Raw genomic sequence first — 19,784 nt, 5'->3', positions numbered from 1 at the left:
GTGAGAGTTTCTTCAGAAAAACCAGCCCCGAATAGAGCTGGCTTGGTTAGATTAGTAAATCCAATTATTAATTAGCTTATCGTAGTCTACTAATTCTTCCTCTTTGAAGAATAAGGAAATTTCACGCTCTGCACTTGCTGTTGAATCAGAACCATGAATAACGTTCTTTCCAACTGTTAATCCAAAGTCGCCACGGATTGTTCCTGGAGCTGCATCCTTAGGATTTGTAGCACCCATCATATGACGAGCAGTTGCAATTACATTTTCACCTTGCCAAACCATCGCAAAAACCGGTCCAGATGTAATGAATTCAACTAGTTCTCCAAAGAACGGTCGCTCTTTGTGCTCAGCGTAATGTTCTCCTGCAAGGTCTTCTGAAACCGCCATCAATTTAGCTCCTACTAGTTGAAAGCCCTTTCTTTCAAAGCGTGATACAATTTCACCAATTAATTGACGCTGTACACCATCAGGCTTTACCATTAAAAATGTTTTTTCCATAACGATCTCCACCCCACCACAATTATGTATAATAGTCATTTAAACTGACCAATCAAAATAGTAACACTATTTTGATTGATTTGCAATGTTATTAATCAAATACGCTTTGGCGTATTTGCGCCCAGATTTATTAGGCCCACACGAGGTGGGTCACAAAGAAGTTGCCACAGGACGTGGCGTTCTTAGTCTTTGATCTTAAGCTCGAAAAATTACCTTTAAAAATCTGTGGCATCCGCCAGGGGCTTTAACTATATTCAGTGTGGGTCCCCCCACTGAATATAGTTAAAATTTTCTTTTCCCGATATATTTCGCAACATTATAGAGTGTATTTCTGGCACGACAAGCAGGCAATTCCCCTAGAATTTTATAAGCTTTCTCTAAATATCGATTACTTAAAGCCTCAGCTTGTTTTATTGCATCTGATTGTTTAATAGCAGTGATTAAAGGTTTAATCTCAGCTGCTGTTGTACGTTCGGATACCTGAACAATTTGCTGTTTAAGGCTTTCATTTTTCATTGCATATAGAACTGGCAACGTAATATTACCTTGCATTAAATCGCTCCCAGCAGGTTTACCTAATTGTTCATCAGTACCAGTGAAATCTAGAATATCGTCGGTAATTTGGAAGGCCATTCCGACATAATAACCATATAAAAATAGTTTTTTATGTACTTCGGTAGGGACATCTGCAGCAACTGCTCCTAATTGACAACTGCTTGCAATTAAAAGAGCCGTCTTTCGCTTTATTCTACGTAAATAGCAGCGCAAATTTTGATCAAAACGATATTTATCTTTGATTTGTTCGATTTCACCTAAACAAACTTCAACAATGGTGTGCGCAAGTAGTTTATGTAATAAGGGATTTGGAAGCTTCGTAATGATTTCTAATGAGCTACCTAAAATATAATCTCCCGCATACATCGCAATCTTATTATCCCATTTCGCCTTAATGGTAGGCTTGCCACGTCGAAGATCCGCGTCATCAATCACGTCATCATGCACAAGCGATGCCGTATGAATTAGTTCGAGTGTTACGGCAACATTTTTAATAACATTAATATCATAATCCCCAAATTTCCCTCCTAAAAGGACAAAAACAGGGCGTAGTCGTTTGCCGCCAGATTGTAATAGATGCAACCCGGCCTGTTGAAGAACTGGGTGATTCCCTTTAATGGATGCTTCCAGTTCTTTTTCTATAATTGCTAAATCTGTATTCAAATAAGAATACATCAAAGATAATTTCATCAGTTTCACCTTAGTCTAAAAAAATATGACGCGTTCAACCTTTTCGTTTATAACCTAAATGCATTGCAGCTACACCTAAAGTATATGGTTTCACTTCAATGTCGGTAAGGCCAGCTTCCCGAAACATGTTTGCGAGTTCCTTCATACCTGGAAAATCACGAGCAGATTCTTGAAGCCATGAATATTCCTTAAAGCTTTTTGCAAAAAGCTTTCCAAAAACCGGCATGATAAAGCGAAAATAGAAGAAGTATAACTGTCTAAAACCAAGCATCGTTGGTTGCGAAGTTTCTAAGCACACAACTTTACCACCGGGCTTAACTACTCTATGCATCTCTTTTAAAACAGTCATGTAATCAGGAACATTACGAAGACCAAATCCAATTGTTACATAGTCAAAGGTATTGTCCTCAAAGGGGAGTTCCATCGCATTACCATGTATTAATTCCACCTGATTTAATTTTAGCTTGTCTACTTTTTCTTGACCGATTTTCAGCATATTTTTACTAAAATCAAGACCGAACACTTTGCCTTGGGAACCAATTTTCTCAGCTAAGGCAATCGTCCAATCAGCAGTGCCACAGCAAAGGTCAAGTGCTGTTGCGCCCTCTTTGACATCCATTCGCTTCATTGTATCCTTACGCCAAGCTTTATGTTGTTGGAAGCTGATAACGGAATTCATTTGATCATAGTTTTTATATATTTTTTCGAATACATGATGTACCCGTTGTTCTTTAGATTGCTCCATAATTACCCTTCTTCCACAATCTTATTCAATGATAATGTTGTACTTTTAAGTAGTAATTCATTAATCCGGTTACGTAACATTTTGTTTAATTTAGGGTTGTCCTCTAAGGAATGTTCTAGCTTTTTGCTTACAAGAGAAAGATGCTTGTTATATTCATACATGACTTCCGTTTTCTGATCTAGTTTTTCCCTCGAGACTATTTTCTGAAGGGTCTTAAAAAGAATCGAATTTCCGCATTCTATATATTGCTCTCTCTCAAGTAACAGTCTTTTTAACAATAAAAAATTTTGAACGAGTTGTTCCCATTTATTTATTTGAAAAGTTTTCACTATTTTTCCAAAGACGGCCGTTTCAACCGCTGTCACACATGAAAAAAGCTTGTCTATTTGTTCATGATCCATTTGATAATAATAAATTTTTGCTTCATTTACCTCTTTAATACCTTCTGCGAGTATTCGAATGAAGGTTATATCGGTAGCTTGGGCAAGAAGATAATAATACAATCCGCTAAAATAATCTCCTGCCAGAACAGCCAATTGTTGACCGCGCATACGTTCATCTGAATAGTTTAGTCGATTGGGGACTGTTTCATGGGTATCTAACGCCTGCTGAACAAGCATAGTGGTTACTATATAGTTTATTAATTGCTCCTTTGGCAAAAGCAAATCCTCACATATGGAGTATAACAATAATAGCTTATCCTCATCTATTCTCGGTTTTTCCATATATCTTTGGAGGTATGAGTGTCTTGTTTTATCTTCAATACGCTCCTTAAGATCGGCAACTATTTCGTTGATGTCATGCAAATCAATCACCCTTGTTTCCCCAATTTAAATATCCTATATCTATGTTCTAGTTCATTATCATTAGTCTTTATAAAACAACGTTAATTATAACATACATCACTTAGATTTTCTCTTAGTTTTGTTTATTCCAAAAGAAAAAGCAGGATTTACCTGCTTATTTTTTCGAATCTGATTCAGTTTCGCCATGGCTAGTTTGAATAATTGCATGCCCTCGTACTTTGATTGCTGAGGTATGTTCAGTGAATTGTGCAATCATAACTTCACCTTTATCCAATTTCTCTGAATGATGAAAGCGTGTGTCGGATCCTCTCGTTAACCCGATAACATTCACTCCATCTTCTACAGCTTTGATTACAATAAATTCTGAATTTGTATTGTTACTCATCCTTCTTCACTCCTATGAATGCTATGTAAGGGGATGTTCAAAAATTCAACTAGTAAAACACATCGAATTTTAGAACACGTACAATAAAGGAAACATTTCATCTCATCGGAACACTTGCTTAAGATGAGTGAAATCCATATCTTTTTTTACTATCTCGTACTTTATTGCCGATGTCAATTCTTAATTAGAGATAATACCTCACTGCGAGCGGCTGAATCCTTTTGTAAAATCCCTCGAACGGCAGAAGTTACTGTTTTTGCACCAGGCTTTTTAACACCACGCATCGTCATACACATATGCTCCGCTTCTATGATAACCATTACTCCGTGAGGCTGAAGTGTTTCAACAATAGAATCAGCTATAGTTGAAGTGATTCTTTCTTGTAATTGAGGTCTTTTTGCTACAGCTTCCACAGCTCGTGCAAGTTTGCTTAATCCTGTAACTTTACCGCCTTTAGGTATATAGGCAACATGGGCATGACCATAAAATGGAACAAGATGGTGCTCGCACATAGAAAAAAATGGGATGTCTTTTACAAGTACCAATTCTTCGTGTTCTTCTCCAAAAACTGTTTGGAAGTATTCTTTTGGATCATCTTCTAAACCTGAGAAAACTTCAGCGTACATTTTAGCAACACGTTTTGGTGTATCAACTAGCCCTTCTCTCTCTGGGTCTTCCCCAATTGCTTCTAAAATCATCGTCACAGCTTGCTCTATCTTTTTATAATCTACAGAAGTCATTTGCCAACCACTCCTCATATCGCATACTATCGGTTCATTGATTCTAGCATATTTATCGATATAAAACAAAAAAAGAGTCGCAATACGACTCTTTTTGTTTCTTTCACATAATTTCTATGTAAAAATTATTTTACCGCATCTTTAAGCGCCTTTCCTGGTTTAAATGCAGGAACTTTGCTCGCAGCGATTTCGATTTCTTCACCAGTTTGAGGATTACGACCTTTACGAGCCGCACGCTCACGTACCTCAAAGTTACCAAATCCGATTAACTGAACTTTGTCTCCACCTTTAAGAGCTTCAAGGATAGAATCAAAAACTGCATCAACAGCTTTTGTAGCATCCTTTTTAGAAAGTTCAGCACTTTCAGCCACCGCGTTAACTAATTCTGTTTTGTTCATGACATTCACCTCCTCCCAAAAGAAACTTTCAAATCATATAAATGACCATTCATTGCTATTTAAGCCTTATGTCATCAAGTATCTTCTTACGTAAGCATTATGCTAACATGCCTTATAATAAACGATAATTAGACATAATTCAATATATTTCAACAGAAATTTTACCTAAATATGTATATTTCACCAAAAAACCTATATTTTTCTGTAAAAAGCGTATCATATTCGTATTTAGTAAGCAAATCACCTCAATGCTTTCAAGTTAAATACAAAAAAAAGACTCCCTAGTAAGGAGCCTATATCCTATAATATGATAGCAATCAATCCGCCGGAACCTTCGTTAATAATTCTTTCGAGCGTTTCTTTTAACTTGTAACGGGCATTTTCAGGCATTAACGATAATTTCGCCTGGATTCCCTCACGAACAATAGAGCTCAAAGATCTACCGAAGATATCTGAATTCCAGATAGAAAGTGGATCATCTTCAAAGTCTTGCATCAAGTAACGGACCAATTCTTCGCTTTGTTTTTCTGTACCAATAATCGGTGCAAATTCAGATTCAACATCTACCTTAATCATATGGATAGACGGTGCAACTGCTTTTAAGCGAACACCAAATCTTGAACCTTGTCGAATGATTTCAGGCTCATCTAAGCTCATATCAGACAGTGCAGGTGCAGCAATTCCGTATCCTGTTTGCTTCACCATCTTTAATGCATCTGCCACTTGATCATACTCGGCTTTTGCATGAGCAAAATCTTGCATGAGCTGTAATAGATGATCTTTTCCGCGAATCTCAACGCCCACTACTTCCTTTAGGATTTGATCATATAAATCATCTGGAGCATATAAATCAATTTCAGCTACGCCCTGCCCCATTTCGATACCAGCTAAACTTGCTTGGTCAATAAAGTCATACTCGCTAAATTGACCAACTACACGATCCACATCGCGTAAACGCTTGATATCTTGGACAGTGTCCTTTACAGCATCCTGATAGCTTTCTCTTAACCAATGATCTTCACGTAAGACCATTACCCAGCTTGGAAGATTAACATTTACCTCTAATACCGGGAACTCATAAAGTGCTTCACGTAGAACATTGAATACATCTGCTTCGCGCATGCTTTCAACGCTCATCGCTAAAACAGGAATATCATATTTTTCATTTAACTCCTGACGAAGAGCATCTGTTTCAGGGTGATGAGGATGGACGGTATTAATAACCATTATAAATGGTTTTCCTACCTCTTTTAATTCAGCAATTACGCGTTCTTCTGCTTCAATATAATCTCTTCTAGGAATTTCTCCAATCGAGCCATCTGTTGTTACAACAACACCAATTGTGGAATGCTCCTGAATAACTTTTCTTGTGCCAATCTCTGCTGCTTCATGGAATGGGATTGGCTCTTCATACCAAGGGGTATTAATCATACGAGGTCCATTTTCATCCTCATACCCTTTCGCCCCAGGAACTGTGTACCCCACACAATCCACAAGGCGAATGTTTACATCAAGCCCATCTTCAACATGAACAGAAACAGCTTGGTTTGGAACAAATTTTGGTTCAGTTGTCATGATGGTTCTTCCTGCAGCACTTTGTGGCAATTCATCCTGTGCGCGAGCCTTATCAGCTTCACTACCGATATTCGGTAAGACTACTAATTCCATGAACTTCTTTATAAAAGTAGATTTACCTGTTCTTACTGCACCAACGACTCCTAAATATATATCGCCACCGGTGCGCTCAGCGATATCTTTAAAAATATCTACCTTTTCCAAGTGTGATCCCTCCCGATTTTACAGTTCTTGGGATAATTTTATCCGTTTACTACATATTCTAGGACATTATATTTGTATGACGTTGTCCTAATTAAATATGACTATTTCTAGAAAAAAATTCCCCCCATAATATGTAGTAGCAATATTAAGTTCAAAAAGACAGTCATTTAAACACCCTAGCAAGCTATTTTTTCACTTTTTGAACAAAAGAAAACCCTTCTTTTAGAGTTTATGTCTAAAAGAAGGGTTCATGACTTAATTATCTAAAAAAATTGGTTCATTTTTGTCATTAATCGTATATGGCACAGAATTGGTCGGGACAAACATCGAGTTATCGACTAAAAGATCCCGTATCTCATCGCCTGTTTGATACGTATGCTCATACTTTGTTAAATACTCGTATAAATCCATACGATAATCTACAACAATCTCATTGGTGCTCGTTATCAATAGTGGCAAGTTTTTTCCTGTGAATGGACTCACAACATACGGCTCTTCTTTTAAGCCTAGCTTGCTATAATCTAGTGTAAATACATGTGGATGAAGCTGTTCCTTAAATGGCGCATACCCGTTTGATGAACGATACATTTGCACGCGCAAGTTCAGTTCACTAATTTCTTCCGAAATTCGAACATCAAGAAGTTTAACCGTTGGGTTTGTTTCTACATTCACTAAAACATATAAATAAACTCCGCCAGTTTCATATGCATTACCAGGAGGTTCTGCTATGTATTTTGGGGAAATCCGGGTAAAGTCGATTGGATACTTTTGATAAATAGGGGTCTCCATATCTCTATTTTTTATCGGCAAAAGCCCCCCTGTATCCTCTTTAAATTGGTCAACCGCCCGTTGGACAGATGCAATTTGGTCCTCATATGGAATTTGATTTTGAGCCAGCTTTTCTTTTGGATAAAGGCACCCAGTAAGTAATGATAATGAAAAAACAATAGCCAACAGTTGTAACGTAACTTTCATATTTATACCATCCTTATGTTTGTATCTCTATTCACTAACTGGTCCGCTAAACACAACAAAGAAAATAATAATTCCTGCTAGAATCATAAAAAGATATGCAATCGTGGCTACTATTCCTTTTAGAAAGCCCTTAAGTTTATATCGACTAAAATAAATGGATATGACCGCAAGCGCCATAAACGCCATTCCTGCAAATGATATCCACATTTTTAATAATCCTGGTGTCACCTTATTCACTCCCTTGTCCAACTCTAACATGTCGTCAAATATTATATCATAATACGAACCTTTAAACTAAGTCTATATTGTTAAATGTAAAAGCAAAAAAAACTGAAGTAAAGAGGGGCACCTTTACTTCAGCCAGCCTAAAACTAAATATTCCCTTTTACCCAGTCGCTCAGACCCACAGTATACTACGTTGCATTTTATGCGAAAACGGCAACAAATGTATCGTCTTATGCCTAATTTTCACAAGAAAAGTGCAAACTTTTACTTACTAGAATTGTTTTTGCTGCGCGAAATGTTTAGGAACTCCCGCTATTTATGTTTCTCCTTTCCATCATATGCACGAAAAGAGAGTTTGTGTAAGCATTTTATTCACATTGTTCCTTTGTCTAAATAGTTAAAGAGGTCGGCCATTTCGTTCGTTTTTCCTCTAGCCATAAGTTGATCAACCGCATCTTTTGGTGATTGATTATTGAATAGAACATCATATAGTGCAAATGTGATAGGCATGGACACATCCATCTTTTTAGCTAACTGGTACGCAGCTTTTGTCGTCCTGACACCCTCAACAACCATACCCATGTTTTCCAGGACTTCATCAAGGCTTTGTCCTTTACCAAGTAAATTTCCCGCACGCCAGTTACGTGAATGTACACTTGTGCACGTTACAATTAAATCTCCAATACCGGTTAAACCGGCAAACGTTAATGGGTTTGCACCCATTGTACTGCCTAGACGTGAAATCTCAGCCAAACCACGCGTAATGAGTGCTGCTTTTGCATTATCACCATAACCAAGACCATCTGTAATTCCAGCAGCCAGGGCTATAATATTTTTTAACGCCCCACCAATTTCAACACCTACAATATCAGGGTTTGTGTAAACACGGAAATGCTGATTAATGAATAAATCTTGAACATATTCAGCAGATTCCATATTTTTAGATGAAACCGTTACAGTTGTTGGGTGACGTAGCACCACTTCCTCAGCATGGCTTGGTCCAGAAAGAACAACAACATCTTTTAAAAGTGTTGAAGGCATTTCTTCCTCAATCATTTCAGAGATCCGCTTTAACGTGTCCGGTTCAATCCCCTTACTCACATGAATGATGGTTAATGGTGTCAAAGTAACCTGACTGATCTTTTGAAGTACTTCCCGAATTGCTTTAGTTGGAACTGCAAGAACAATCGTACCTACATCCTCCAACGCCTTACCTATATCTGAATAACCAATGATTGTCTCTGGTAATTCAATTGATGGGACATATTTAGAATTCGTATGCTTCGTATTAATTTCATCGACTTGTTCTTGTCGATGAGACCAGATACGCACCTCATGATCATTGTCAGCAAGAACGAGTGCAAGTGCCGTTCCCCAGCTACCTGCGCCAACAACCGTTACTTTTTCCATTACGTCCTCCCCTTCCTATTTTCTAGCTCTTGCAATGAGCTTTATAGGTGTACCTTCAAAACCAAAAGCATCCCTAATCCGATTCTCTAAGAAACGTTCATATGAAAAATGCATTAACTCAGGATCATTCACAAATACAACAAATGTTGGTGGCTTTACCGCAACCTGTGTAACATAATAAATTCTCAAACGATTTCCTTTATCTGAAGGTGCAGGATTCCTTGCTACAGCATCCATGATGACGTCATTTAAGACGTTCGTTTGAACACGCCTTGAATGATTTTCACTTGCCATATCAATCATTGGTATTAAGGTATGAATGCGTCGTTTTGTTTTAGCTGATAAGAAGACAATTGGAGCATAATCAAGGAATAAGAAATGATCTCGAATTTTCTCTTCGAATTCCTTCATTGTTTTCTCGTCTTTTTCAACTGCATCCCACTTATTTACAACCATCACAACCGCTCTACCTGCTTCATGAGCATATCCAGCAATTTTTTTATCCTGTTCAATAATTCCTTCTTCCCCGTTTATCACAACAAGGACAACGTCTGAGCGTTCAATTGCCTTTAAAGCCCTAAGAACACTGTACTTCTCGGTACTTTCATAGACTTTTCCTTTTTTTCTCATACCAGCTGTATCAATAATGACGTATTCTTTTCCATCGACTATGTATTTTGTATCAATTGCGTCCCTTGTTGTACCAGCAATATCACTTACAATTACTCTTTCCTCACCTAATAATGCATTAACAAGTGATGATTTCCCTACATTCGGACGACCAATTAAAGAAAATTTAATGATATCCTCATCATAGTCCTCGATACCACCTTTTGGAAAATGTTTGATGACCTCGTCCAATAAGTCCCCAAGTCCAATCCCGTGTGAGCCTGAAATAGGCATTGGTTCACCAAATCCTAGTGCATAGAAGTCGTAAATATCTGCACGCATCTCGGGGTTGTCTACCTTATTAACAGCTAAAACAACAGGTGTTTTGGAGCGATATAAAATTTTCGCGACTTCTTCGTCCGCACTTGTCACTCCCTCACGACCACTAGTCATAAAAATAATAACATCGGCTTCATCGATCGCAATTTCAGCTTGGTGTCTAATTTGAGCAAGAAACGGCTCGTCGCCAATATCAATTCCACCAGTATCAATAATATTGAATTCTTGATTGAGCCACTCACCTGAACTATAAATCCGATCCCTGGTGACTCCAGGAATATCTTCTACAATTGAAACTCTTTCTCCTACTATTCGATTAAAAATTGTTGATTTTCCAACGTTTGGTCGACCAACAATTGCCACAACTGGTTTTACCATATGCGTTCTTCCCTTCTAAACGATTATCCTTCTACATCTATCACATCAACAATGTCGAAATTCAACCATATTTATAAAACAAACCCTTCTACATCAGAAGGGTCACACTTTTTTATTCTATCAAAAATACATACTTCCAACAATAAAATGTTTAGTGTTTTACGATTATGTACAAATTCCCGCTGATTTCATGAGCAATTCCATCTAGGATTGCTTCTAAGCTTGCAGCAACTGAATCCATTTCTTCCTTTGAAGAACATGAAAAAACTGGTGTACCTCCTGATACCTTCACCTTTGATGGTTCCATTGTAATCGCTGCTAAAATAAACTTTTCAATATTCATTTAGTTGGCAGCCCCTTCTCTTTTTCCCTCTCCGTTGGCATTCGGATTGCATTTTCTAAAATTGGCACATTACTAATGACTTCGACAGCTCTATCTATGTTTTTATCTTGAGGCAATACAAAGATACCAACACGTCCGTCGTTTAAATCTCTTTTTGCTAACGGAGTAAGAGCAGGGGTTCCTGAATCTCTAAATATCCCCAAAGCAGTAGAAACATCATGTAATATAGCTTGCCTTTGACCTAAATTTGCAATTGTAGCTCTTGCATCAAAACTTTTAGGTTTTAAAATAAACCCCATCCCATAATTTAAAATCTCTTGTTGTCTTGCTGGAAGACCGATATTCATAATATAAATATTATCAACATACAAACCCGCGTCTTCGAAATGCGGCTCCACATATTCAATATCAACAATATCCTTTAATTTGCTCCCAGCCATTAGCTTTTTGCAGATCAGGAGGCAAATAATACCCACAACAATTCCCGCCCACCATTTAATAGCAAGATAAGCGAAAGTGGACAAAAAAGAAGTGAAAATAACTAAATAATTTCGACTTTCAAAAGCAACTGCTATTCCCTCAATATATGTCTTCCCTCTTGGAACAAGTTCATATGAATCTAATTCTGTAAGTGTATTGCGCTCCATGTTACGGACATCACGAAATTGTGAAGCGGCTATGGTTAAAAACGTAACTGCAGTAAATTCTTCCTCCATAATCGACGGAACAGCTACTGTTCCTAATCCTGCTGCAATAAAACCTAGCGCGATATGTATGATTTTCCCGTGTAAATAAGTTGGATATTGACGATAATCTGTCCGTAGCATATACAATCTAACAGCTACACCAAAGATGACACCGAACAATATCGGGTATGTATATTCATTCATGCTAGCCGTGTTTCTCCTTCGTGTTTTTTTGCACTATTACATCAACATGACGTAACAGTATTTCTATAGATGACCAAACAAAAATAAAACAAAAACAAATTGAAATGACATCTAAAAAGACAAATGAACCAATTTCATATGAAAAATTGACATTATTCACAATGATTCCATAAAGAATATCACCCTGTATAGAACCAATTAAAACCCCTGCCAATCGTAGACGAAAATCCTTCAATAGCATTAAGGTTACATAAATCAATGCTGCTCCAAGCATCAAATTACGATCAAAAAGTAGCCAGACTGGATCATACAATTCAAACATTAAAAAGCTACAATAGGCTAGAGAGATGGTCAGAATACAAATGAGCATATAAAGCACTTGTTTTTTTGGTCTTTTCGAGATTTCTTTCATACAAAAAAAGAATATAAGAAAAATACTGCAATTGATATTGATACCACCCATTCCAATGGAATAAGGTGATAAAATGATTGTTACTAAAAACAGAATAGATAAAAGTAGCCTCTCTCTGGTCTTTTTCATAAAAAAAGTACTGCAAACCCAGGCCATCCAACAAATCCAATAAAATAGTGCACCTTCCATTTCTCCACCTCCTACTATTCCCAGTATTGCTCGAAATTATGAAATTTAACCCATTTGCATACCAAAAATCCTTTTAAGACAAAATAAAGTGAAACTTCATTAGAATTCACAATAAATGATGACACCTACATAAATTTCCCTATTCACGAAAACGTATGTAGGGATGAAAAAGGAGGAAATGAAAATGGGTAGAGATAGACAGGAAAGCAAGCTAAAAAAAGCACGTGTAGTCGAATCTGACAGAGACCAATCTCTTGACAACAAAGGCGCAACAAGATTAGATACACCCGAAGAAGCAAGAGAAATGAACCGTATGAATCCAAAATAAAAAGCTCTCACCCGGCGGGGTGAGAGCTTTTTATCTGCTTGTTTATTTTAATTTATTTAATTGGTCACCAATTACTTCACCAAGTTGAAAACCAGTAGTTTCCTCTTGTTGTTGGTATTTGCTGTAGTCTTCCTCAACGTTTTCTTCCAGTTCCTTCATGCTTAGAGAAATACGTTTTTCTGACTCATTTAATTCAAGAACCTTCACTTGTACTGCTTGGCCCTCTTTTAACACTTCATGAGGAGTGCCGATATGCTTTGAAGAAATTTGTGAAATATGTACAAGTCCTTCTACACCTGGCAATACCTCAACAAATGCGCCGAAAGAAACAAGTCTTTTCACTGTTCCTTCAACTACATCTCCAACAGATAACTTCTCAGAGATGTTTTCCCATGGTCCAGGTAAGGTTTCTTTAACAGATAATGAAATTCTTTCATTATCACGGTCAACAGAAAGAACCTTGACTTTAATCACTTGTCCTTCCGATACAATATCAGATGGTTTTGACACATGTTCGTGAGAAAGCTGCGAAATATGGACTAATCCATCAATACCACCGATATCAACAAAAGCTCCGAAATCCGTTAAACGTTGAACAGTACCTTCCAGTAAAGCTCCAACCTGTAATGAATCCAGAACCTGCTGTTTCTTGTTTTTTTGTTCTTCTTCTACAACAGCTCGGTGAGATAAGATGACTCTGTTTTTCTCGCGGTCAAGTTCAACAACCTTAACTGTTAACAATTTGTCTTTATAGTCGGAGAAATCTTCTACGTAGTAATTTTCAACTAAAGAAGCGGGAATAAATCCTCTTACACCAAGGTCAACAACCAGTCCACCTTTAACAACATCTTTAACAGTAGCTTCAAATACTTTACCAGAGTTAAATTTTTCCTCTAATTCATCCCAAGCTTTAGAAGCGAGAACAGCTTTTTTAGATAAAATTAAAGCTTCTTCTTCTACTTTGGTCACTGCAAGCTCTAGTTCTTCTCCTTCTGATACAACATCACTTGCTTTTTCAACATGCAGGCTGGACAGCTCACTAATTGGGATAATGCCATCTAGCTTACTGTTCTCAACTGAAACAAATACCTGTTTCTCCTCTACCTTCGTTACCTTGCCAGTGATTACATCACCAACCTGTAACTCTTTGTACTCTACTTGATTCATATCCTCTGCCATTCCAATTACCTCCTTAATGTCCAACAGAAAAACTCTTTATGTATAAGATAAAGTTAAAAATATTCTTTTAATTAACTTCTAATAAATAGAGTTATTTGTCAAGTATAAACTCTTAATCTATTTATATTTTTCCAGTATTTCTCTTATGGAATCCATGATTTTGTCGGTTACGATATCTGCAGAAGCCTTCTCTTCACGGAATGTGTCCATTTGAACAGGTTTACCGTACACTACCTTTAATTTACCAAACATTTTATAAGGTCCTATAATCGCACATGGAACAACAGTACATTCTGTTCGCAATGCAAAAAAGCCAACACCTGATAACCCTTTTCCTAGCTTTCCATCCTTACTTCTCGTACCCTCTGGAAATATCCCCAACACATTTCCATCCTTTAATACCTTTAATGCTGTCCGAAGTGCCTCACGATCATTCACACCGCGTTTAACTGGGAATGCATTTATTTTCGGTAAAATCGGACCTAAGATTGGAGCCTTAAACAATTCTGCTTTTGCCATAAAATAAATAGGTCTTGGAGAGGTAACTCCAACAACAGGCGGGTCTAGATTATCAATATGATTCGAACAAATTAAGACTCCGCCTTCTTTCGGAATGTTCTCCTTACCCAAAACCTCGATACGGTATAGTGGTTTGATAATAACTCCTACTAGACCTCGTGCAAAGGAATAAAGGTTCATGCCAGTCAAATCCTTTCCTTTACAACATCCATAATTTTTTCGACAACCTCTTCGATGCTTAATGATGTTGTGTCAATTTCAATTGCATCTTCCGCTTTTCGTAATGGGGCAACCTCACGTTCAGAATCTAACTTGTCACGTGCCGCAATTTCAGCTTTTAATTGCTCCAAGTCGGACTGATAACCTTTTGACAGGTTTTCTTCGTGACGACGTACAGCTCTTTCTTCTACGGAAGCAAGCAGAAATATTTTCACTTCTGCATTTGGTAGAACATGTGTGCCAATGTCCCTACCATCCATTACAACTCCCCCCTGCTCGGCAAATCCTTGCTGACGCTTGACCATATATTCTCGAACTTTACGATGTCTAGAAACAATCGATACCGAATTAGTCACATCGTGCTCACGTATTTTTTCAGTTACATCTTTGCCATCTATAAAAACAAGCTGGCCGTTTTCACCTGGTCTTAACTCTAAATTTGAAGTTTGTAATGCCTTAAGAAGCTGGTCTTCATTTTCTAAATCTAAATTTGATTGTAGCGCTTTGTATGTTAATGCACGATACATTGCACCTGTATCAACATAAATATAAGATAGATCCTTCGCGATAATTTTTGCAACTGTGCTCTTTCCTGCCGCCGCAGGTCCGTCAATTGCTATTGAAATCTTTTTGTCCATAAACTATGTATGCCTCCTGTATGTAACACTCGGTAGGAATGAAAACTAGTTGTTATAAACATGTGAGCTTGTTTATCTAAACTTTATTATATTGATTCATTTGATCAGTATTCCTACCTACGAAAAATTGCAGGGAAACCCTGCAATTCATTTTAATGGTTATTTAGTAATGTTTCAATGGTTTTGGTCGTGTCCGATTTGTCAACACCCTCATATTCAATCATTCTCGTGATATACGGGGTTAATGGGGTATATAATATAATAGCCTGTGCCAGAAGTAAAAATATAAATTGAATAATAGCTAGCTTTATTAATATCCGTTCAAAGTTTTTCATTTTGCATACCTATCCCTATCCTAAATAAAGTTTTAGTACTAGTATGCAAAATTTTAGAGAATTTTATTCTATTAGATTATTCTTTTTCATCATTTCACTTGATTGGATGCCTTTTTTCTTCATTAATAATTGTCTTTCAAAGCAAAACTTAATTAATAGCTGCCGATCAGATTCACTTATATCCACAAATTTAATAGAAGCCCTATTTCGTTCGCCATTTTTGCCGTTCACAATGCGGATTACATGACTTCTGAGAGTCACATAATGATAATCCTCAGAAAGGGATGGGAGAACAAAATGTGTAAGGAAATCTAGCCCGGGTAAAAGTGTTCTTGAAGACGGTAAAATGATAGCGGCACCACCTGCACTTATGTCACGGGTAATGGAGACAAAGGGCCGGAATTCCCCATTTATACTATGTACTGCAACATCTACTGGCGTTTCGACACGTACATATTCACGTCTCTGAATCTTATACATATTGTCTTCGCCTGGATAGGAAAGAACAATCATCGGGATATTTTGTTTTACCCTTCCTAACACGGTAGTGTCAAAAAAATAAGCCGAAGTACTGTCAGCGGTAACAAAAGCCTTTAACTGTGTCCCATTTAGTAAAAAAGCTGTTTTCCCTGTTCCGTTGTTAACAGGATAGTCAATGTAAAGCTTATTTTCTATTTTCTCAACTACCCTACACCGATATTTTTCACCATTTGGATTAATGGTTGGTTCAAGGTAAATCAAATCCCCAATTTTCAACACAATCGTTCACTCTTTCTCAAACATTCTGTAAATTCTTCTGTATTCTTATTAAACCATGAATAACAAGAAAAGCGCAAGATACCCTCTTATCTGCGACAATCATTTAAACAAGCTTCACGTTACAAAGAGGTAATAGAAAAAAGAAAGGAAAGCAAAATTAGCTTTCCTTTCTTTTAATTACGATTTATTCATACCTTTATATACTGGTTCAGCATTTTTCAGCTTTTCAACTTTTTCTTCAAAACCGTTCTCAGCATTGATAAAGATTCGATACGTATCATTATTGATGGTTCCTAAAAATTCATAACAAAGGACATCTTGATCAAGATCGTTTGTGATGATGGCGAGACGATCCTCCATCACTTGAAGGTTTGGATTAATTTTTTGTCTTGCTTCCTCTTTTGAAATTTTCGGTTTACCGGCTGTTTTAATTTTTCCGGCCATTAAATAATCTCTTGCCGTAAATCCAATGATGTTTCCATCATCGAGTGCTACTTTCATTTTGATGGAATCTGAATATATTCTAACTCCATCAACTGAAGAAACGAAATTAAATACTCCAACATTATCATATTGTGCACTTTCAAAAAGCTCAAGGTTTTCAAATTTATTAGCTTTTAGAAATTTTTGCGCCCGATTATAGGCATCATTAAGGCTGATTGTGCTTTTAGCAACTTCACGGTTGCGAATAACCCATATCGGAATACCGCCTTTTTTCGTAATATCCATGAATGTATTTACTTTTGATTTAGGGTCATTAATTTCTAGGCTATAAAAACCATTTGATGAACCTTCACCATTTTCGGTAACTTTCATGTCAATATTACCTTTTAACCCGAGGAACTTTTTGGCAATTTCTTTCGCTTGTTCCTCGTTAATTTGTGGTCCCTCTAAATTTGGAAATTCTCCACCATCTTTTTTGGTAGTTGTAAGAGTGACTCCAAAATCACTCTCAGAATAGGCGGCCACATTTTTTTCAACGGTTTGTAAGCCATCGATAATCGTGTTATCCGCCTGCTTTTCACCCGAAGCAAGTGCTAATTCAACATCCATCCACCGAAGATTGTTCTCCATAGCTAGATGTTGGACAGTTCGGAGTTCCTTTTGGATATCCTCTGCATTTTTATATAACTGTTCAAGAGTTTTATATTCATCATCTGACAATGGTTCTTTAGATAGATCGCGAACTGCTGTCCGATAACTAAAATCCCCGATATTACTTAGAAACTCTTCCGTTTTGTTAAATGGCATTAACGCCAGTGGCAATTGTCCTACATCTGAATGTGCCTCAGATGTGATTCTCCACACATCAGCAAGTGCAGGAGAAAGTGAATTTCTTGAATTCATGGCTAATGTTGTTCCAATTTTATCGTGTAAAAGGTCAATATGATACGTTAAATTGTGAAATGCCCGTTGATAGTTATTTTCCGCCTGTATTAGAATGGCATTTTTCTCTTGGTGCTCTTTATAGCCCCAATAGCCTGTTCCTATAATACCAATCGTAAGTACTGTAATTAATATTCCTCTTAACAATTTGCCTCACCTTCCATTCTATCTACAGAATATGTGCTTACCAATTCTCTTAATTTGTGGTCTGCCCCAAATCCATTTACTTGTTGCAGTTTCCGGATTAAAATAGTAAGTCGCTCCACCTGTTGGATCCCATCCATTTATTGCATCAATAACAGCTTTTTTCGCCTGCTCATTGGGTGTCAACCAAATTTGCCCGTCCGCAACCGCCGTAAATGCAAGTGGTTCAAAAATAATACCTGAGATCGTATCTGGAAATGTTGGGCTGTCAAGGCGATTTAAAATAACTGCAGCAATTGCTACTTGTCCAATATATGATTCACCACGTGCCTCTCCATATACAGCATTTGCAAGAAGCTGAATATCATTTTGCGAAAACCCCCCGGGCATATTGACAGCTGTTGGTCCTAGAGACTTTGCCTCTCCTTTTTGTTCAACCTTTGCCTTCGGTTGCTGTTTAGCCTGTGGCTTTGGTTGTGCTTGTGGCTTTTGCGGCTGCTTAGTTTGACCTTGCTTCCCTTGTGGGTTTTGTGGCTGAGCTTGCGGTTGCTTTTGCTGCGGTACAGGCGCCTTTGGTTTCTGTTGTTGCTGGGCACCTCCCTGTCCAGCCTGTGGCTGCTTTTGCTCTGTCGTAAATTGTTTTTCTATTTCTGCTCGTCTTGCCTCTGCAGTTGTTTTTGCTTTTTGAATATTTTTTTCGGAAGGAGCCGATTGAATACTCCAAGGAACTCCACCGTAATGGGTGAAACGATTCCCTTTACGTAAATTGTCATATACAAATTGCTTATTATACTTAGTAAAGCGGTTAATCATTGCTTTTGTTTTGTCACCAACTAATCCGTCTACCTCTTCTAGACCAAATGCCTTCTGGAAATTTCGGACTGCCCAATATGTACCCCATCCGTAAACCCCATCAATTGGACCATGGTAGTAGCCGTTATATTGTAGTCTTGATTGTAGCTCAATTACATCGTCACCTGTTGCACCACGTTGAATAATCTGCTCAGAAAATGCTTGAACATTATTAGTAGTTCCTCCAATGAACACACCCACAAACATGATAAGAACGATGGGGAACATCAAATATTTTTTACAGCTCATGATTAATTACCTCCCTAACCATTTTCTATATATACTTACAAGTATTTTCTGTAGAGATTGGTATTTTATTCAGAAGTATTTCAACTAAGATTTAATACTTTTCAAAATCAATCCAATAAAAATAACCTGCCAAAATGACAGGTTAAGGTTTTGCAATTTTTACTTTATGTAATCCAAACCACCATAAAAACAACATGAATGGAACCATAATATAGATCCATTTCTTCATTGAAAGGAGGATGTAATCATAAAAACCATGTAGTAAAAACGGGAATAAGAAGGAGATAAAAATCCATTTTTTCTTTTCATTAGGTGAAAACTTTGCTTTACCCAGATAAAATCCCATAATGACACCAAATAGCGCGTGACTTGATACCGGTAAAAGAGCTCTGCCAACCGCAAATTGGAGCCCATTTGCAAATAAATAGAGAATGTTTTCTAGCGTTGCAAAGCCAAGCGACAAAGATGCGCCATATACGATTCCATCATATTGTTCATCAAATTCGGTATGTTGGTAAACGGTATAAAAAAGGATAAACCATTTAAAAAATTCCTCTAATAAACCAACAGATAAAAAGGCTTGCAAAAGATGATGCGTAAATACCTTTTCAACCCCCAACACATATTGAATAAACATAATTGGAAACACCAAGAGAGCACCAAAAATGAATATTCGAAAAACCATTGCAACTGGTTCTCCATCATATTTATCTTTCAAATAGAAATAACTTAATAATGCAAGTCCAGGTGCTAGTCCTGCGGTTATAACCGCCACCATAATGAAACCTCTTCTCCCGAATGTAAATTAGT

The 19,784-nt window shown here is 37.3% G+C and carries 24 protein-coding genes; 1 reads left to right on the top strand and 23 read right to left on the bottom strand.

Features of this window, described 5'->3' with window-relative positions:
* Positions 1 to 51 precede the first annotated feature (51 nt).
* The 15 genes from ndk to E1I69_RS01790 all read right to left on the bottom strand — a co-directional run bounded on the left by ndk (position 52) and on the right by E1I69_RS01790 (position 12,366).
* A complete protein-coding gene (ndk, locus tag E1I69_RS01860; protein WP_136377936.1) occupies positions 52 to 498 on the bottom strand; it encodes a nucleoside-diphosphate kinase in 447 nt (148 codons plus the stop codon).
* A gap of 282 nt (positions 499 to 780) precedes the next feature.
* Positions 781 to 1,743 carry a heptaprenyl diphosphate synthase component II gene (gene hepT / locus E1I69_RS01855; protein ID WP_136377935.1) on the bottom strand — a complete coding sequence of 321 codons (963 nt, stop codon included), beginning with the start codon at positions 1,741 to 1,743 and terminating at the stop codon, positions 781 to 783.
* A 34-nt stretch (positions 1,744 to 1,777) separates the two neighbouring features.
* The gene (locus E1I69_RS01850) at positions 1,778 to 2,488 is read right to left on the bottom strand and encodes a demethylmenaquinone methyltransferase (RefSeq protein ID WP_136377934.1); all 711 of its coding nucleotides are present in this window, start codon (positions 2,486 to 2,488) and stop codon (positions 1,778 to 1,780) included.
* A gap of 2 nt (positions 2,489 to 2,490) precedes the next feature.
* Positions 2,491 to 3,303, bottom strand: a complete 813-nt coding sequence (locus E1I69_RS01845) for a heptaprenyl diphosphate synthase component 1 (RefSeq protein WP_136377933.1) — start codon at positions 3,301 to 3,303, stop codon at positions 2,491 to 2,493.
* 145 nt (positions 3,304 to 3,448) lie between these two features.
* On the bottom strand, positions 3,449 to 3,679 hold the full coding sequence (mtrB, locus tag E1I69_RS01840; protein WP_116352376.1) for a trp RNA-binding attenuation protein MtrB: 231 nt from the start codon (positions 3,677 to 3,679) through the stop codon (positions 3,449 to 3,451).
* 173 nt (positions 3,680 to 3,852) lie between these two features.
* Positions 3,853 to 4,419 (bottom strand): GTP cyclohydrolase I FolE, encoded by a 567-nt coding sequence (folE, locus tag E1I69_RS01835; RefSeq protein WP_136377932.1) that lies wholly within the window; start codon positions 4,417 to 4,419, stop codon positions 3,853 to 3,855.
* Positions 4,420 to 4,544: 125 nt separating this feature from the next.
* A complete protein-coding gene (locus tag E1I69_RS01830) occupies positions 4,545 to 4,817 on the bottom strand; it encodes an HU family DNA-binding protein (RefSeq protein ID WP_057997427.1) in 273 nt (90 codons plus the stop codon).
* A gap of 300 nt (positions 4,818 to 5,117) precedes the next feature.
* Positions 5,118 to 6,596: a stage IV sporulation protein A gene (gene spoIVA, locus E1I69_RS01825; RefSeq protein WP_136377931.1), complete on the bottom strand. Its 1,479-nt coding sequence runs from the start codon at positions 6,594 to 6,596 to the stop codon at positions 5,118 to 5,120.
* Positions 6,597 to 6,851: 255 nt separating this feature from the next.
* Positions 6,852 to 7,571: a hypothetical protein gene (locus E1I69_RS01820; protein WP_136377930.1), complete on the bottom strand. Its 720-nt coding sequence runs from the start codon at positions 7,569 to 7,571 to the stop codon at positions 6,852 to 6,854.
* Positions 7,572 to 7,598: 27 nt separating this feature from the next.
* Entirely contained in the window at positions 7,599 to 7,799 is a 201-nt protein-coding gene (locus tag E1I69_RS01815) for a DUF2768 domain-containing protein (RefSeq protein ID WP_136377929.1), read from the bottom strand.
* 369 nt (positions 7,800 to 8,168) lie between these two features.
* Positions 8,169 to 9,206 carry an NAD(P)H-dependent glycerol-3-phosphate dehydrogenase gene (locus tag E1I69_RS01810; protein WP_136377928.1) on the bottom strand — a complete coding sequence of 346 codons (1,038 nt, stop codon included), beginning with the start codon at positions 9,204 to 9,206 and terminating at the stop codon, positions 8,169 to 8,171.
* Between the two features lie 15 nt (positions 9,207 to 9,221).
* The gene (gene der, locus E1I69_RS01805) at positions 9,222 to 10,532 is read right to left on the bottom strand and encodes a ribosome biogenesis GTPase Der (RefSeq protein ID WP_136377927.1); all 1,311 of its coding nucleotides are present in this window, start codon (positions 10,530 to 10,532) and stop codon (positions 9,222 to 9,224) included.
* Positions 10,533 to 10,683: 151 nt separating this feature from the next.
* Positions 10,684 to 10,875, bottom strand: coding sequence for a capping complex subunit for YIEGIA (locus E1I69_RS01800; protein WP_136377926.1), 192 nt, complete (start codon positions 10,873 to 10,875; stop codon positions 10,684 to 10,686).
* Positions 10,872 to 11,765, bottom strand: coding sequence for a YIEGIA family protein (locus tag E1I69_RS01795; RefSeq protein WP_136377925.1), 894 nt, complete (start codon positions 11,763 to 11,765; stop codon positions 10,872 to 10,874). The genes E1I69_RS01800 and E1I69_RS01795 overlap by 4 nt, the downstream gene beginning before the upstream one ends.
* A 1-nt stretch (position 11,766) precedes the next feature.
* Positions 11,767 to 12,366 (bottom strand): YphA family membrane protein, encoded by a 600-nt coding sequence (locus tag E1I69_RS01790; protein ID WP_161974826.1) that lies wholly within the window; start codon positions 12,364 to 12,366, stop codon positions 11,767 to 11,769.
* 184 nt (positions 12,367 to 12,550) lie between these two features.
* On the opposite strand from E1I69_RS01790, the gene E1I69_RS01785 reads away from it, so the two are divergent.
* A complete protein-coding gene (locus E1I69_RS01785) occupies positions 12,551 to 12,694 on the top strand; it encodes a YpzI family protein (RefSeq protein ID WP_136377923.1) in 144 nt (47 codons plus the stop codon).
* A 42-nt stretch (positions 12,695 to 12,736) separates the two neighbouring features.
* Here E1I69_RS01785 and rpsA read toward each other — a convergent pair whose 3' ends face one another.
* The 8 genes from rpsA to prsW form a co-directional block, all read right to left on the bottom strand.
* Positions 12,737 to 13,873, bottom strand: coding sequence for a 30S ribosomal protein S1 (gene rpsA, locus E1I69_RS01780; protein WP_136377922.1), 1,137 nt, complete (start codon positions 13,871 to 13,873; stop codon positions 12,737 to 12,739).
* Between the two features lie 117 nt (positions 13,874 to 13,990).
* A complete protein-coding gene (locus E1I69_RS01775) occupies positions 13,991 to 14,572 on the bottom strand; it encodes a lysophospholipid acyltransferase family protein (RefSeq protein WP_136377921.1) in 582 nt (193 codons plus the stop codon).
* 5 nt (positions 14,573 to 14,577) lie between these two features.
* Positions 14,578 to 15,249, bottom strand: coding sequence for a (d)CMP kinase (gene cmk, locus E1I69_RS01770; RefSeq protein WP_136377920.1), 672 nt, complete (start codon positions 15,247 to 15,249; stop codon positions 14,578 to 14,580).
* Positions 15,250 to 15,401: 152 nt separating this feature from the next.
* Positions 15,402 to 15,584, bottom strand: a complete 183-nt coding sequence (locus tag E1I69_RS01765; RefSeq protein WP_136377919.1) for a YpfB family protein — start codon at positions 15,582 to 15,584, stop codon at positions 15,402 to 15,404.
* Between the two features lie 63 nt (positions 15,585 to 15,647).
* Positions 15,648 to 16,343 (bottom strand): flagellar brake protein, encoded by a 696-nt coding sequence (locus E1I69_RS01760; protein ID WP_136377918.1) that lies wholly within the window; start codon positions 16,341 to 16,343, stop codon positions 15,648 to 15,650.
* A gap of 177 nt (positions 16,344 to 16,520) precedes the next feature.
* Positions 16,521 to 17,876 (bottom strand): germination protein YpeB, encoded by a 1,356-nt coding sequence (gene ypeB, locus E1I69_RS01755; protein WP_136377917.1) that lies wholly within the window; start codon positions 17,874 to 17,876, stop codon positions 16,521 to 16,523.
* An 18-nt stretch (positions 17,877 to 17,894) separates the two neighbouring features.
* A complete protein-coding gene (gene sleB / locus E1I69_RS01750; protein ID WP_136377916.1) occupies positions 17,895 to 18,974 on the bottom strand; it encodes a spore cortex-lytic enzyme in 1,080 nt (359 codons plus the stop codon).
* A 142-nt stretch (positions 18,975 to 19,116) separates the two neighbouring features.
* Positions 19,117 to 19,752: a glutamic-type intramembrane protease PrsW gene (prsW, locus tag E1I69_RS01745; protein ID WP_136377915.1), complete on the bottom strand. Its 636-nt coding sequence runs from the start codon at positions 19,750 to 19,752 to the stop codon at positions 19,117 to 19,119.
* Positions 19,753 to 19,784: the final 32 nt, after the last annotated feature.

It is taken from the genome of Bacillus timonensis, assembly GCF_004799755.1.
Classification (GTDB): Bacteria; Bacillota; Bacilli; order Bacillales; family Bacillaceae_L; genus Ferdinandcohnia; species Ferdinandcohnia timonensis_A.
The sequence above is the reverse complement of the archived record's forward strand: the minus strand, read 5'-3'. Positions and strand labels throughout refer to the sequence as shown.